The sequence below is a fragment of the uncultured Ruegeria sp. genome (assembly GCF_947489545.1).
Classification (GTDB): domain Bacteria; phylum Pseudomonadota; class Alphaproteobacteria; order Rhodobacterales; family Rhodobacteraceae; genus Ruegeria.
In genome coordinates this window covers 51,321-67,393 of the sequence record NZ_CANLDZ010000003.1, presented here as the reverse complement: position 1 = coordinate 67,393, position 16,073 = coordinate 51,321, and the positions used below count along the sequence as shown (strand labels likewise).

The 16,073-nt window shown below is 55.1% G+C and carries 12 protein-coding genes; 4 read left to right on the top strand and 8 right to left on the bottom strand.

Annotation, left to right across the window (positions count from 1 at the left end):
* The first annotated feature begins 67 nt into the window (after nt 1-67).
* Together Q1B13_RS05240 and Q1B13_RS05235 are read left to right on the top strand one after the other, a co-directional pair.
* A complete protein-coding gene (locus Q1B13_RS05240; protein WP_299799723.1) occupies nt 68-1,222 on the top strand; it encodes a glycosyltransferase in 1,155 nt (384 codons plus the stop codon).
* Between the two features lie 45 nt (nt 1,223-1,267).
* Nucleotides 1,268-2,203 carry a sulfotransferase gene (locus tag Q1B13_RS05235; RefSeq protein ID WP_299078063.1) on the top strand — a complete coding sequence of 312 codons (936 nt, stop codon included), beginning with the start codon at nt 1,268-1,270 and terminating at the stop codon, nt 2,201-2,203.
* 157 nt (nt 2,204-2,360) lie between these two features.
* Here the strand turns inward: Q1B13_RS05235 and Q1B13_RS05230 are convergent, their stop codons facing one another.
* The 3 genes from Q1B13_RS05230 to Q1B13_RS05220 are packed head-to-tail and all read right to left on the bottom strand — an operon-like array spanning nt 2,361 to nt 4,455.
* Complete coding sequence (locus tag Q1B13_RS05230) at nt 2,361-3,074, bottom strand: hypothetical protein (protein WP_299078060.1); 714 nt, start codon at nt 3,072-3,074, stop codon at nt 2,361-2,363.
* Nucleotides 3,075-3,107: 33 nt separating this feature from the next.
* Complete coding sequence (locus Q1B13_RS05225) at nt 3,108-3,890, bottom strand: hypothetical protein (protein ID WP_299078057.1); 783 nt, start codon at nt 3,888-3,890, stop codon at nt 3,108-3,110.
* A gap of 7 nt (nt 3,891-3,897) precedes the next feature.
* Nucleotides 3,898-4,455, bottom strand: coding sequence for a hypothetical protein (locus tag Q1B13_RS05220; RefSeq protein ID WP_298932809.1), 558 nt, complete (start codon nt 4,453-4,455; stop codon nt 3,898-3,900).
* Nucleotides 4,456-4,699: 244 nt separating this feature from the next.
* Here Q1B13_RS05220 and Q1B13_RS05215 point away from each other — a divergent pair, with 244 nt between their 5' ends.
* On the top strand, nt 4,700-5,482 hold the full coding sequence (locus tag Q1B13_RS05215; protein ID WP_299078054.1) for an alpha/beta fold hydrolase: 783 nt from the start codon (nt 4,700-4,702) through the stop codon (nt 5,480-5,482).
* On the top strand, nt 5,448-10,739 hold the full coding sequence (locus Q1B13_RS05210) for a type I polyketide synthase (protein WP_299078051.1): 5,292 nt from the start codon (nt 5,448-5,450) through the stop codon (nt 10,737-10,739). Before Q1B13_RS05215 ends, Q1B13_RS05210 begins: the two co-directional genes overlap by 35 nt.
* Here the strand turns inward: Q1B13_RS05210 and Q1B13_RS05205 are convergent.
* The 5 genes from Q1B13_RS05205 to Q1B13_RS05185 all read right to left on the bottom strand — a co-directional run bounded on the left by Q1B13_RS05205 (nt 10,732) and on the right by Q1B13_RS05185 (nt 16,044).
* A complete protein-coding gene (locus Q1B13_RS05205) occupies nt 10,732-11,358 on the bottom strand; it encodes a hypothetical protein (RefSeq protein WP_299078048.1) in 627 nt (208 codons plus the stop codon). The genes Q1B13_RS05210 and Q1B13_RS05205 overlap by 8 nt on opposite strands.
* A 219-nt stretch (nt 11,359-11,577) precedes the next feature.
* Nucleotides 11,578-12,699, bottom strand: a complete 1,122-nt coding sequence (locus tag Q1B13_RS05200) for a radical SAM protein (protein ID WP_299078046.1) — start codon at nt 12,697-12,699, stop codon at nt 11,578-11,580.
* 446 nt (nt 12,700-13,145) lie between these two features.
* Nucleotides 13,146-14,459 carry a TRAP transporter large permease subunit gene (locus Q1B13_RS05195; RefSeq protein ID WP_298932818.1) on the bottom strand — a complete coding sequence of 438 codons (1,314 nt, stop codon included), beginning with the start codon at nt 14,457-14,459 and terminating at the stop codon, nt 13,146-13,148.
* 4 nt (nt 14,460-14,463) lie between these two features.
* On the bottom strand, nt 14,464-14,997 hold the full coding sequence (locus tag Q1B13_RS05190; protein WP_298932820.1) for a TRAP transporter small permease: 534 nt from the start codon (nt 14,995-14,997) through the stop codon (nt 14,464-14,466).
* Between the two features lie 69 nt (nt 14,998-15,066).
* The gene (locus tag Q1B13_RS05185; protein ID WP_299078043.1) at nt 15,067-16,044 is read right to left on the bottom strand and encodes a TRAP transporter substrate-binding protein; all 978 of its coding nucleotides are present in this window, start codon (nt 16,042-16,044) and stop codon (nt 15,067-15,069) included.
* Nucleotides 16,045-16,073 lie beyond the last annotated feature (29 nt).

The window sequence follows — 16,073 nt, the reverse complement described above, 5'->3', positions numbered from 1 at the left end:
TTGGCAAATCCAACGAAATCGGAGCCGACCCGTGAACATCTGCTTTTGTGTCTCGAGCTTTCCAACGGTGTCACAGACGTTTGTCACCTCACAGGTGATGTATGCCGTGGCACAGGGACATCAAGTGACGGTGGCCTGCAAAACGTTCGAAGCAGAGACACCACTTTCGGATGAAGAAAAGGCTTTGCTGACCGACGTTCGAATTGTCGTTTGGCCCCCGACAAGACCAAGCCTGTTACAGGCCATCCCAAGACATTTGGCGGACCGACTGGCCGCGCGGATGGATCGATCTGCATGGCGGCGACAGATTGATGCAGACGTTGTCATTGCACATTTCGGGTATCGCGGCGCTGCGGTGGCACGCGCGCAAAAGGGCTGGAAACATCGCCCACCTTTGGTGACTGTTTTTCACGGTCGGGATGTGAGTGTCGAGTATCAGCGCGATAGGTTGGAACGATACCGGGATCTCTTCATCCAGGGCGATCTGCATGTCACGGTCAATGCACAATTCGCCAAGCGTCTTGTTGAGTGCGGCGCCCCCGACGCGCGCGTCGAAACCCGGCACCTTGGCATTCCAGTGTCTCGATACGCTTATTCGGCACCCAAAGTCGACACGACTTTGCGCCTGTTTAGCCTGTGCCGGTTGGTGGAGAAAAAGGGGTTGAAGACCGCAATTGACGCATTGGTGTTGCTGCACCAACACCACCCCGAGATCGGCTGGCGTTACGACATTGGCGGCGACGGCCCGCTGACATCGGAACTGCAAGATCAGGTGACGCGTAACGGATTGCAAGATCGCGTTCGTTTTCTCGGTGCCCTGCCTCATCAAGATGCCCTGAAACGGATTACTAATTCGGATGTCTTGCTCGCCCCAAGCTGCACGGCAAAGGATGGTGACCAGGAAGGCATACCAGTTACCTTGATGGAGGCGATGGCGCTTGGAACCCCGGTATGCGCAACGCGCCATTCCGGCATACCCGAACTGGTCACCCATCATGAGACCGGGCTACTGTCTGATGAATACAACGCAGAAGAGCTGTGTCAGAACATTCTGTTCGTTGCGCAAAACATCGAAAACGCAACGGCCTTGGCAACAGCTGCCCGCAAGAAAGTCGAGCGCGACTACAACGAAGATTTGCAAAACGCCGAGTTTCTGGAGCGGTGTCGAACCCTGCAATCAGCGCCCCGAACCGAATTGGCAAGCCAGATTGCTGCGTCTTAGCTTTCAACCCTCTTCCGCCCGATGATCGAATAGGAGGCAATGATTTTGGCAATACCGGACTTCATCATCGGAGGAGCTCCGAAATGCGGCACAACCTCACTGCATCAAGTTTTGGATCAACACCCCGACGTCTGGATGGCCAAAAACGAGCTGTACTTCTTTGATGCCGACGATCCCATTGCACACGGTGATTTCCTGGGGATGGAGGGTGACGATCTGGTTGCACGTTCTCCCGGCGACCCGGCCCTGAAGGACTGGTATCAAAACCGCTTTTCTGATGCGCCCGATGGATGCCTTACGGGCGAGGATTCAACAACCTACCTGATGTCCGATGTCGCAGCGTTTCGCATCAAAGCAATGAACCCGGATGCAAAAGTAATTTTCATGCTGCGAGATCCGGTCCGGCGCGCTTTTTCGCAATACTGGCATCTTCTGCGCAGCGGACGCACCTGTGTGTCTTTTGAAAAAGCGCTCAGCAGCGAACCTTCAATCGTGTTGGGTTCAACCTATGCCCCGTCCCTACGGCAATTCCATGCGGCGCTTGGGAAGGACCGGGTGCATGTTGTCTTGTTCGAGGAATTCAAGGCCGATCAGCAGGCCGCGATGGATGGTGTTACCACATTTCTCGGGCTTTCACCGATGCCGGTCGCAAAGGTGGAAACCTGGCACAATCGAACAAAGTATCCGACCCGAACAAGTACGCTGCTTCGCCTGAATCGCGTGGGCAAGATTTTGGTGCGCTATCGCTACGCCCGCCATTTCGATGGCTTCGGTCGCGCCATGTCTGCCATCGGTCACAAAGCTTACCGTCGTTGGTATCATTTCGTCGAAAAGCGGGTTCTAACGCAGGATCGACCGCCGTCGGACATACGGCCCAAAACGCGCGACTACCTGCGCCAGCATCTATCGCACCGAAATGCCGGGCTTTCAGATCTTTTGGGCAAAAGCCTGGGCGATTATTGGCCGGGATTCTCCCAATAGCCGACGACGGCCTTGGCTCGCACGCACCTTCCTGGCCACCTGGACCTTGCTCGCACCAGCAACAATATCACGCGGGGTGACACACGTTTCTAGTAGGATACCGCCTATCGAAAATGGGGCGCAAATACAGGCTCCGATCTGTTAGCTTGGTCTCAGGTCAGCAGCAATCGCACTTACAGGTGGAAATATGGCTGTCGCACTGATTTGGCAGAACGGCGACTGCGACAAGAACGGGCCGGTTGATGCACCCATCCGCGTTAACGCGCGCATAAGCGACTTCACAGCGGTCCACATCGTGACGACGTTGATCGTCTTTCTCTTCGCGATCTTTCGAGGATTTGCCCGTGCCATGGTCTTTGTGGAACACAGAACAATCGATATTGACAGCGAGCGAAATAACTTTTTCCTCGCAAGGTCCCAACGTGAATTTGGTTTCGGACAAAGAAGCATTCCACCCAAGATCGCGCCCGCTTGCCGTTGTGAAACTGCTTAGTGAAAGTGCCACGTCGCGTGTTCGCCGGCTGTCATTGGAAAACGTAATCGAGATGACGCGCCGTTCAGAACACCTAGCTTCGATCAATACGTCTCCATCACAAATACAGCACTCGCAGCAGCTGTCGTAAACGCGCGGGCTGTCACAGCACTCACACCCGTAGTCGCATCCACACTGTTTTGGAGAATACTGCACGCCCGGCACCCCATAAAGTGCGGTGGAGTAGTAGGCCTGCAGCTGCGTGTACCCTTCGCGGAGACTGCAGAGGTAGTCGTCAATATCCATCATCCGCATGCTCTGCGTGCGATAGCAATATGCATAGAACACCTCGGGTTTTCGGGCATAACTGCCACCGGGGGGTGTCATCGTTTTTTGCATGTTCTTGCCTCCTAAGCGCGGATAGAGGAACCTTCAGACAGCCAAAATGCGTGCCGTCACAGTTTCCGAAAGAATCCGTATGAATGCAGTGGTCTCGACGCGGACTGGAATCTTGCTCGGGATCTGAAAGGTCCAGATTTGTGATGCTGCCTGACCCGCTTCCAGCGTAATGGCTTCGTTGGTGACCTTAAGCGGCGCGAAACTCGCCAGCTCAGCCTCATAACTGAGCGACATGGCGCGCATCACATCGTCCAAGGTACGTTCCGTATCTTCAAGCTTCTTGAGCGTCGCCCGCTGTGCCCGGCAGTGTATCTCGTCAAGATCAAGTTGCACGGCTCCGATTGCCGGAATGGTGACAGGAACGTTGCCATGGTTTTGAAAGGCCATCAGCTTTTCGACCTTTGCACCTTTCTTTCCCACCACAAACACTTCGGGGGGTGAAACCTCAAAATCGACGACCTCGGTTACGATGACTTGGGCCTGATGGTCCGCGCCGTCTAAGGGAAATGACATCGTGTATATGCCGGGTGGCGTCGACGGTTTCAGGGCAACGGTCAAAGGTACAGCTTTTCTGGCGCCGGCTCGAATTTTGACGCGTGGCAAATCAACGGCCAAGGCCGGTTCAGATACCTTGGTTTTTGTACCCCTTCCCCCCTTTGCTGGCACCTGGGTCAACTTAAGATCGCGCAGTGCCTTTCGTTCAGCACCCGCGTTCTCAAGGTTCAGAGTGCCGCACAACGCACTCGGTTCGCCAATCAAAACAAGCGGCTCAACAAGTTTGACGTCTGAGGTTGTTTTCTTTGATGCCGTTGCCATGTCGCGCCTACTTGATATGGATTTTCACACCACCAGAACTGGGTTGCTTACCGGCTGTGGCATGCCCCGACGACGGTGCCGAACTTTGCGCCGGTAACTGGACCGAAGGACGGAAAGGCAACTCTTCGTAGATCTGCTTGCTTTCACCGCTATAGGTCACGCCGTAATACTCGACACCCATATAGGTCACGCCGATATGGTGGTGGTACGGTTGGCAGATGATGCCGGTGGGCAGCTTACCGTAGTTAACCGTGGTGCAGAAATCCAATGCCACCGGTTTCACATCGATCGACAGCGGCTTGATCTCGAGCGTCAGATCGCTTGAGCTTTCGGTGACTATCGGCTCAGAAATCTTGATGTCCTGAAGGCTTTCCGTTTTGATCGGATCCCCGCCCTCAAGCTTGGTCTCAGACTTGATCGGGTTCGCTCCACCATTGAGCGTAACACCGATATCATCGAGACCATTTACCGTGACATCCGCATCGGTATCTGAATCGATTGAAATAGGTCCGTTGTTGACGTTTACGGTGCTTCTGCCACCTCCGCCTTTGCCGCCGCCTGGCATCGTCACCTCCGAATGCAATCGGTGCAGTGCCTATGACATGCACCTCAATATGAATAAGTGTTTGGCACGTAAAACATGCAGATGGTGAGCTAAGAGTAGCATATTTGGCGTCCTTGATCACGTTTGATGATCAGCAGCACACGTGCTGGCGCGCCAAAAGAACCAATTTGTGTTATGGTACAGGCAGATCAGTGGTTAGGTGCGCAGCGCGTGCCGATAATCATCGCCAGAGGTGACAGACGCTGTGAGTGTTGAAATCGCATTGAATCCGCATGACGCTACCTGTGCAGGCCTGTCCGGTCGCCTGCTCTGTTTTCCGCATGCAGGCGGTGCGGGAGAGCGCTTTCAAGATTGGATAAGCGGTTTTGCGCCGGTTTTGGACGTCAGATCCATAACATTGCCAGGTCGAGGAGCGCTATTGAACCACATCCCTGTTGAATCGTGGTCGTCCCTCCTCGCTGCCGTCGTCACAAAAATACTGCCGCTCACGGATCGGCCCTATGCCCTGTTCGGGCACAGTTTCGGGGCACTTTTGGCCTATGAAACAGCCCGAGCGCTGGGGGCAAAGGGTCGCGTGCCCAATTTGCTTGTTGTCGCTGGGCGCGCGCCACAAATGGCCACCCATGAGGTCGCGATATCCGGCTTGCCGCGCGTCGCGTTTCTGAAAGAGCTGGAAGCGATTGATGGGACACCGGCCGACGTTCTCGCCAACGCTAACTTGATGGACCGGGTGTTGCCTGCTGTGCGCGCCGATTTCACCTTGCTGGAACGTTACGACGCGGATGACGCAGAAAACCATCCGCCGCTTGATTGCCCTATCCTCGCCGTAGGCTCTGATAACGACCCGCGGGTTCCATTTGATGCCGTTCTCGGCTGGCGCCATCGGACGCGCCTTCGGTTCGAGTGTCGTCTTTTTGCGGGCGATCACTTCTTTCCCTTTTCTAACCCGGATTTCGCCGACTCATTGTTTGATTATGTTGATGGCTCTCTGAATGAACACTCAAAGGACTTCCATCGCGCCGGATGAAAACTCCATCGCGATCATCGGAATGCAGGGCCGCTTTCCCGGCGCTGCGACTGTCGAAGAGCTGTGGCAAAACCTTCTGGCCGGGCGCGAAGCCGTAACAACGCTGACAGCCGAACAAATGGAAGGAGCAAGTGTTCCCAAAGACATCCACGAACTGCCAAACTACGTCAACAAAGCCACCCTTCTCGAGGATGTCGACAAGTTCGACGCCGAGTTCTTTGGGTTCAGCCCCCGTGACGCCGAACTGACCGATCCTCAACACCGCCTGTTTCTGGAATGCGCCTGGCACAGTCTGGAAGATGCCGGGTACGTCCCCAACCGCTACAAGGGTGATATCGGCGTGTTTGGCGGGTGCGAATTGTCCGGATACCTCTATCTGATCAATCGCAATCTTGATCGTCTGGGATTTTTGGACGGCATGCAATTGATGATAACAAACGATAAAGACTACATGGCCACTCAGGTGGCTTATAAGCTGAACCTGACCGGTCCAGCTATAACCGTTCAGACGTCGTGTTCGACATCGCTGGTTGCTACGTGTCTTGCCTGCCAAAGCCTACTGGAAGAAAGCTGCGATATTGCCTTGGCCGGCGGAGTGACGGTGAAAGTTCCCCAGCGGCGTGGTTATCTGTTTGCAGCGGGTGGAATCTTGTCACCCGACGGGCAATGCCGTCCGTTCGATGCCGCCGCTCAGGGCACCATCGTCGGCAGCGGCGTCGGGCTTGTTGTTTTAAAACGCCTGGACAAGGCGATCCGCGACGGAGACCGCATACGGGCCGTGATCAGAGGTTTCGGGCACAACAACGATGGAGCAAACAAGGTCAGCTATGCAGCGCCAAGTGCAGAAGGACAGGCGCGCGCGATTGAGACTGCCTTTGAGATGGCAGGCATTGCACCGCGTTCCGTCGGATACATCGAGGCCCATGGAACAGCGACGATGCTCGGCGACCCCATCGAGGTTTCGGCCCTGACGCGTGTCTTTCGCAAATCAACGGATGACACGCAGTTCTGTTCAATTGGTTCGGTCAAAGCCAATCTGGGACACCTCAGCTGCGCCGCTGGGGTCGCCGGTCTGATCAAGGCTGCACTGGTGACCGAAACCGGCAAAGTGCCACCCAACCCCCATTTCAGTGTTCCCGCCCCGGGGATCGATTTTCCGACAAGCCCGTTCTACGTGAATCGCGACGCTGCCACGATACAGGCAAAAGACGGGCCTCGGCGCGCGGGTGTCAGTTCATTTGGGGTAGGTGGAACAAATGCGCATGTCCTTCTGGAAGAACCGCCAAAGCAGACCAACTCAGGACCAGGACGCAAGCGGCAGTTGGTGGTCATGTCCGCCCGAAGTGAGACAGCACTGAATCGGCTGGCTTTGGCACAGGCCCGCCAAATCATGACGGCAACTTCATCTGAACTCGCCGACATTGCATATACCGCTAAAACCGGCCGGACCCGTTTCGCGCATCGGCGCTATGTGCGTGTTGACTCCGACAATCCGGCCGGCAGCGCGCTCGCGCTTCTGTCTCACAATACCGAAAAAGTGCGCACGTTTCAGTCCAACGGCGAAGACCGCCCCGTCGTGTTCATGTTTTCCGGCCAAGGCTCACAATATCCGGATATGGGCAGAGGTCTGCACCGGGCCGAACCCGTTTTTCGCCGCGCATTCGACCGGTGTTGCCGCGCGTTCCGGGTAGCAACCGATCTGGATCTGAAACCTATTGTGTTTCCAAAGAAAGAGGCTCGAAAACGCGCAGCTGACAAGTTGAAGCAGACCCAGTTCACACAACCCGCTTTGTTTGCGGTCGAATATGCGCTCGCCCAGCTTTGGATGTCGTGGGGCGTTCGCCCACGCGCCATGATTGGTCACAGCATTGGCGAATACGTGGCGGCGACACTGGCCGGGGTCATGACACTGAAGGATGCGGTACGACTTGTTGCGCGGCGCGGTGCTTTGATGGCGTCCTGCAAACCCGGAGCAATGCTGGCAATCCCAAAGGACGAGGGGTTTGTGCGCTCTCTTTTACCGAACGATATTGCGGTGGCGACCGTCAATGCGCCTAGCATGACAGTGGTGGCGGGTCCGACACCAGCTATAAAACGACTGGCCAAACGGCTTGAAAACCAGAAGATCACTCCGACGTTGCTGCGAACGTCTCATGCGTTCCATTCCGCCATGATGGATCCGATCCTTGATGCATTCATTGAGGCGTTCAAGGATGTACGTTTGCGGCCGCCAAGTGTCGACGTCTACTCGAACCTCACTGGCAGCGTGCTGACGGCAACGGCCGCAACTGACCCCGCCTATTGGGCCATGCATATCAGAAGCACGGTTCGTTTTGCCAACTGTGTGCAAGGTGGTCTGGCGTTGCAAGATGCGATCTTCCTTGAGATCGGACCGGGCCGCTCGCTGACCAACCTTGCCGGACTTCTGCTTGTGGGCAACAACTCTGTTGCACTGTCGTCGATGGACAGCAAGGCGGGGCCTTCGGAAGAGGTCGATCTTGTGACGGACGCGCTCGGTCAGTTGTGGGCGCAAGGTGCGGATATTGACTGGCATACATATTACAGGGGCGAAGTTCGGCGAAAGGTGGCGCTGCCGCCCTACCCGTTCGAACGCGACAGTTACTGGGTCGGCGGCGGCGAAGACCCAAGCATGCAGGCTGCCGCCTCGCGCAAGGCCATGGTTGATTGGGCCTATGTGCCTGACTGGATTGAAACACCAATCGAGAACTTATCCACCTTTCCCGATGAAGCACGCGTGCTGATCTTCAGCGACAAACGCAGCGCTGCGAACAGCTTACAGAACTCAATACAAGAGCAAGGCGTAACAACCATCAAGGCCACGGCGGGGAAACGGTTCATGCAGCGAAAAGACGGATCTTTTGTTGTGAATCCCCATGACCCGGAACACATGAGACAACTGGCCGCCAAACTCAATCTTGAGGCCAGCCCGATCACCCATGTCGTTTCCTTTTGGCCTCTGATGCTTAAAGATGCTGAAACCTGCATAAGCACAATGCAAAATGCGGCCATCGAACTTGCCAAAACGAATGGGATGGCAAAGTTTCAGATGATTTCGCTGACAACGCAGGCGCAACCGGCCCGGCCCGATGGAACATGTTCCATTGCAGCGTCAGCCACCCTGGCCTTGGCGAAGACATTGGGGCAGGAAGTTTCATCACTGCAGGTCACAACTGTGGATGTCGCGAAAGACGATCAATCTACGGCCGCCGCGGACCAGCTTGCGCGCTGGGTGCTGGACGAGCTACAGGCGTCTGAATTCACGCCCAGCGTCGCGTATATTGGCGGCAAAAGACACGTTCTGAGCTGCACTGCGCAGCCGTTGGAGCCCGTTGATCCCTCGCCGCTTTTCAAAACAAACGGCGTCTATGTGATTACTGGAGGTCTCGGAAATATCGGATTGTCGATTGCACGGATGCTAGCCGAAAAGTATCAGGCGAAACTGGTTCTCATTTCTCGAAACGGCGCGCCACCCAAGGCCAATTGGGAGGCCTTGACCGCCGGGTCGGACGAATTTGACAAGACCGCGACCCTTGCACGCACGCTGATGAATTTGGACCGCAAGGGCCATGTACTTGCTCTGAAGGCTGACGCGACAGACCAACAGGCGCTTGAACAAGCCCTGTCCGATGGCCGAGAACTGTTTGGCGAAATTGATGGTGTTTTTCATATGGCGGGAAACGTGAAAGACGGGTTCGGAAAGCTGAAGAAGCTGAAATCCGACGATCTGGCGCGCCAGCTTAATCCGAAGATCGGCGGTGCACAAACGCTGGCCAAGGCACTACAAGGTCATACCCCGGATTTTGTTATTCTTGGATCGTCACTTTCTGCGGTTCTTGGCGGAGTTAATCTGGGGTATTATGCGGCTGCCAATCAGATGCTCGACAGCTTTGCCGCGTCCAGGCCCACGGACGCTAGGTGGATCTCGGTCAATTGGGATGAATGGGCTTTTGCGGATCAGATCCACCGAGAAGATGCCATTTCGCCCGAAGATGGGGCCGAGGCACTTTTGCGGCTGGCAGCGCTTGATGCCAACCAGATTGCCATTTCCACAACACCATTGAAGACGAGACTAGCCGAATGGGTCGACTTCACTGCCAGGCCACACACGGCGGAAGCTTCAACAGGTGGCCATAACCGTCCGAACCTGACCAATCCCTTTGAGGCACCAAAGACCGACATGGAGACTATCCTCGCGGGGATTTGGGAAGAACTTCTTGGGTTAAGCCCCGTCGGTATCCACGATAAGTTCTTTGAATTGGGCGGCCATTCGCTGCTTGCCATTGAGATGACAATGCGGATCGAAGAGCGGTTTGGTTACACCCCAGAGGTCGGTCAGATTTTTGACGCGCCAACGATTGCAGGGCTAGCCCCGTTAATTGAGAAAAACATAGGGAAGGAACGGGAGCCGCCCCAACCAGCCGAGGCCAATCATAATTCTGCGGCAACCGATCCGGACCTAAGCTTGGAGGGTGCTAAGAAAAGCTTTCAGGACATGTATGACGGTGTGACCAAACAACTGGATGGGTCCGCTTTCGGAGCCTTCGCACATTTTCTGAACTATGGCTACGTGTCAAACGGTGCGCCAGAGGCATCAAAGGCAGAACTTGGCGACAAGATGATGAACCGAAACTCGGTCAAACTGGCGCTGGAAGTGATCGGAACCTACCCTGTTGATGGCAAAACCCTATTGGATGTGGGATGCGGACGGGGTGGAACAGCCAGAACCTTGGTTGAGTTCTTCGAACCCGCCGCGGTCACCGGCGTGGATCTCTCAGGCGCGGCGATCGATTTTTGCCGAAAGACACACACTGACGGCAGTCTTACATTTCTGCAGGGCGACGCCGAGGACTTGCCTTTCAAGGATGCGCAGTTCGACGCTGTGACCAACATCGAAAGCTCTCATACCTACCCCGCCATACAGCGCTTCTACGCATCGGTCATGCGGGTTCTGAAACCGGGTGGTGCGTTTCTGTACACCGATCTCTTGCCGGTCGGAAAACTGCATCAATGCCTCGAACTACTGAAAGATCTGGGCTTTGTGATTGAAGATGAACGAGACATTACACCTAATGTGCTGCTGTCATGTGACGAAATCGCAGCGTCGCGCCTTGGTGCCTTTGGAGGCGATCAGGACATGAGCAACTTTCTGGCCGCCCCTGGATCGGCTGTCTATGAATCGATGAAGTCGGGTGAGTGGAGTTACCGTATCTGGCGATTGATGCGGCCAATTAGGTGACGTCTATCTGACAAGAAATCAATTGGTTGCGCGCCTGACCTAATCCAACAATCACAAGGGCAGTCGAATAACATACCCCTTCGCGGTAGAGGTCAGCATCAAGCGGTATCATAACCTTTACCGTTTGCTTTTGACCGGGCGCGAGGTTGATAAGCTCTGGGACGACATCAATCATCGCACCTTCAAGAGCCGTACCAGAGTCATCCAGAACCGGCGTCGTCGAGACACGGGGGCTGACACTGGTGGCTGTGCTGTTCTCAACATCAAAACTAGCGGACAGGGTTGTGCCCGCAGCACCAGACAGCGAAATCAATGCCGCTTGAGGGTCTGGCGCCGGGTCGGTCAAATAGCCATTCATTCCGCGTGTATTCAGGAAATGAAAAAGTTCATCAGTATATCGTTTGGACAAAACTTGCGCCGATGCAGCATATCGAATGGCAAGCTGAAGACCCTCCTGCGCGATCTCAGCACCGCGCGTTTCGGTGAATTCTTTGTAAAGGTCAGCCAACTCAGGCGCATATCCTTGTTCCGACAGCTTTTGATACTGTGTCCCAGCGTCGGTGTATTGCTGGGTGAAGGCCGTATAGATCGACTGTAGCTGACGGTAGCTTTCCTCCATCGCGGCCTGCAGGTCGGCTTGCCCATCTTTCCCCGAGCGGGCCGGCTGCAGGCTCGGATTGTCATTCTCAATTTTCGTTGGTTTCTTAGAAGACTCCGTTGGCGCGGGCTTAGGTTTCGGCGCGCTCCGCTTTGCCTTCCTCGTTGGTTTTTTTGCTGGTTGTTTTCTGGTAGTTTTGGCCATTTCAGCCCCTATCGTAGCCGTGCTGACCCGCCCAACTTACACCAAAGCAGTGGTTTGCGCCAATTTGCCCTCGGTCTCGCGCCGAATTGCAGCCTGATACCATGTGCTCAAAAGCGCGACGTAGCCCGCCAAATTGGTCGAGGTCAGCGTTGCTGCAGCGTGCGTTGGGCCACGCAGGCCACGTTCAACCGAAAGCGTGCCATAAAGCTCAATCACTCTCTGGATCAATGTTGGCGCAGCATAGGCAAGCGACAGATGCTCCGGCTCCCAGACCGTATTGAAGTATAGGACCGCACCAAGCTCATCGGCAAACTCCAACAGATCAACCAGCTCCTGCCAGTTGACGGTCATAATGCAGGCCGAAATCCCGATTGGTCGGTTGTTCTGGTGCGAATAGTCGGCCAGCCAGCGTGTGTTTGCCATCACAGTGTCAAAGTCGGCATTGCGACGGATCGAGCAATAAGTGTCGCGCCGAACACTGTCGAGCGAGATGCCGATATGCACGTTGCCGCGTTCCAAAACTGAACGGGCTTGATCCGGAAGGATCGACGCATTGGTCTGTATAGTGATTTCGCAATCCGGGTTCAGGGCGATGAGCCGTTCCCAGATCCGATAATACAGCCGCATGACGAAAGGTTCGCCGCCATAAAATGTCGTGCCCTCAAGATGGGGGATGAACTCTTCCAGTTCGTCGACAAAGGGCTGGCCATAAGCCTGCGGCAAGGCCGGACGTCTTTCGCGGAACCGACGGATCCGCGAAGAAAGCTCTCCGTTGCACATGATGCATTCCAGATTGCAGGCATTGTGCAACTCGAAAGACAGCGAAGTTGGATGATCCGGATTTGGCGTCCAGCGGTCGAAATGCTGTGCGACAACGGCTCCGAAATTTCCGGTTTCGATTTGCGACCCGCACCCGTTGCACGCGCCGCCAAGATCGTCCGCCGCGATGCGTTTGCACAGGGTTTGGCGCGCACGGCCCTCCCAAATCTCGCGGATTGATTGGGTCGGGTAATACCCTAGAGGTTCGCGATTGTAGCAGCAGCTTGATACGTTGCCGTCAGTGCCGAAATACAGGCTTGTTGACGGGCTGTAACACAGCAGAGGCCGAGGTCCAGAGCGGCGCTGCTGGTTATAAAGATAGTTCTGGATCGGGTTCACGACGTCCCCCCGCAAAACTCTTTCTTGGTCATATCTTATCACAAATCTTGTTCGGTGAGTCTGAAATGAGCGAAAGCTCGCGGCGTCTGCATTTCTGCTTGGGCGTTACGCCCACCCCGTATGGCGACCTTTAGCCCTGACACATCCGTCCCAACGACAAGAACACCGGCATCTGATGTGTTTTTTCGTATGTTTTCGTGAGAACTAGTTCGTACGCCACTCCTTGCCATTCGTTGGGTTCTATTTGCGCCGAATTTGAACTCCGATTTATGCTCTTTCGGCTTTTACAGATATGTCACGCCCAGATACTCCAACGCGCAGCAAATGTCGGAAAGCAACGAGTTCGCGTTGACATCTGTTCGCTCTAAAACAACAGCAGCAGAACTTTTTACCCTAGTTCAATACGCTCTTTGTCTGTTTGCGGAACAAGTGCCAGGCGTGTGACGTCAACCTCCGGGCCCCTGACGTAAGTTGTCAGGCAACCACGTGGCCAGTTCCGGGAACCAGATCAGCACGAATACCATCAAAACCATGATCAGGAACATCGGGATGGCAGCGCGCGCGATGTAACTCATTTCGTGGTTCGTCATACCTTGCATCACGAACAGGTTGAACCCGATCGGCGGCGTGATCTGCGCCATCTCGACGACAACCACGATGAAGATGCCAAACCATATCAGGTCAATCCCGGCGTCACGGATCATCGGCTCGACAACTGCCATGGTCAGCACAACCGAGGATATCCCGTCAAGAAAACAGCCCAGAATGATGTAGAAAACCAGAAGCACCATCAACAGTTCGAACCGGGTCAACTCCCAGCCAGCGATCAGATCCGCCAGCCCGCGTGGCAGACCGGTAAAGCCCATGGACAACGACAAGAACGCGGCCCCGGCCAAGATCAATGCAATCATGGCGCTGGTGCGTGTCGCTCCCATCAGGCTTTCGGTGAACGTTTTCCAGTTCAACGATCCTTGACCTGCCGCCAGTAACAACCCCCCGATCACACCAAAAGCAGCCGCTTCGGTTGCGGTGGCATAGCCCAGATACATCGATCCAATCACCACTGTGATCAGCAAAATCACCGGCAACAGGAAACGGGAATTCCTGACCTTTTCTGAAAAACTTAGTTTGCTTTCATCGTTCGGGTTCCAGTCTTTACCCACCTTCGAATAGATCGCGACATAGCCCATGAACATGGTGGCCAGCACAAGCCCCGGCAGAATGCCCGCAAAGAACAGTTTGGTGATCGATTCATTAATCGTCACGCCATAAACGATTAGCGTCAGCGAAGGCGGGATCATAAGCCCCAAAGTCGCCGCTCCGGTCAGCGTCCCGATGATCATCTTCTCGGGGTAATTGCGCTTTCTCAGCTCTGGGATCGACATTTTCCCAACTGTGGTCAAAGTGGCAGCAGAGGACCCCGACACAGCGGCAAAGACCGTACAGCCCACGATATTGGTGTGCACCAACCCACCGGGCATAGGGGCCATCCAAGGGGACAGTCCTTTGAACATATCTTCGGATAATCGTGTTCGATACAGGATCTCACCCATCCAGATGAACATTGGCAGCGCTGTCAGCGTCCACGAGGAGGAGGCGGACCAAATGGTGGTGATCATCACGTCACCAACCGGTCGGGTAGTGAACAGCTCCATTCCGACCCACGCGACGCCCATCAGAGCAAGGCCAACCCATACGCCGGACCCAAGCAGCGTAAAAAGGACAAAAAGAAACAGGATGATGACAGATACGTTCTCCATATCCCTATTCTCCGTGGCTTTGATCGGCCAGATCACGGACGATGCGGTGATCGCCCCGGAACAGCACATGGATCAGATGATCTGTCAGGGCGATGGCCAGGATGATCGCCCCAATCAGCATGGTTGACTGCGGTATCCACAGTGCAGTTTTGTCCTGACCCTGACTGATATCGTTGAACTTCCAGCTCCAGTAGACAAAGCGATAGGCGTACCAGCAAAAGTACCACATCACTGCTGCGCCGATGGTAAAGCACCAGATTTCAAGTATACGGCGCACCCCGTCCGGGACAGAGTTCAACAGGATTGACACCCGAATATGGCTGCCGCGATTCAACGCATTGGCGAAGGCAAGGAACGACGCCGCCGCCATCGCATATCCGGCATAATCCGGAGCGCCTGGAAATACTTCTCCGGTCCAGCGGGCAAGCATCTGAACGACGATGAGCAACAATATGGCAATCAGGCTAAGCGCTGCCAGCACACCCGCCGCCAAATAGATGAAATCCAGTACGGACCGAAGCCCTCGCAATACCGCCATACCGTCCCCGCTGTGGTTCGTTTTGAGTGACAGCGGGCAGAGGGTTGGCCCCCGCCCGCCTTATGATGCTTACTGCGACGAGTTGAATGCATCGACGATGGCTTTGCCCTCGTCCCCTGCCGCTTCAAGCCATTCGTTTGTCATCGTCACGCCGATCTCTTTCAGCTCACCCACCATCTGGTCAGAAGCCGGACCAACAGTCATTCCGCCATCGCGCAGACCTTGCAGAGTAAACCCGGTGTATTCTTTGGCACGCCAGTTACCGGCGTATTCAGCCAGCGACGCACAAGCCTGAATGACGTTTTTATTGGCGTCAGACACGCCGGCCCAAACTTCCGAGTTAACCATGACGTAGTTTCGCGGCAACCACGCGTCTACTTCATAAAAATAACTCAGGCTTTCCCAAACCTTACGGTCATAACCGGTCGATCCGGATGACACCATGGACTCGGCAACGCCAGTCGCAAAAGCCTGACTGATTTCGGCAGCTTCGATGGTAACCGGCAGCATTCCCGTCAGTTCGGCCAGTCGGGATGTGGCGTTGTTGTACGAGCGGAATTTGATGCCTGCCATATCCGCGACCGAGTTTACCTCGTTCTTGAAATACAGGCCCTGTGGTGGCCACGGCACGGCGTAAAGCAGTGTCAGGTTCTGCTCGGCCAAAAGCTTTTCGATAGACGGCTTGGCAGCGTCCCAGAGTTTCGCGCTGTCGTCAAACGAAGTGGCGAGGAACGGAATAGAATCGAACCCAAACAGCGCATTTTCATTTTGGTGGCCGGAAAGAAGACGTTCGCCGATTGGCGCCTGCCCGGTTTGGATTGCGCGCTTGATGTCACCACCTTTGAACAGCGATCCCGAGGGGTGGGTGACGATTTCGATCTCACCGCCTGTCCCGGTAGTGACGCATTTGGCGAATTCCGCACCTGTCGCCGAATGGAAATTCGATGCCGAATAAGCCATCGGCATGTCCCATTTCTCGGCCAGTGCTGGTGCCACGGTGGCGGCGGTCAAAGCAGTCGCTGCCAGTAGGTTGGTTAGATGTTTCATCGTTTTCTCCCTATTGAGTACTAAAGTGT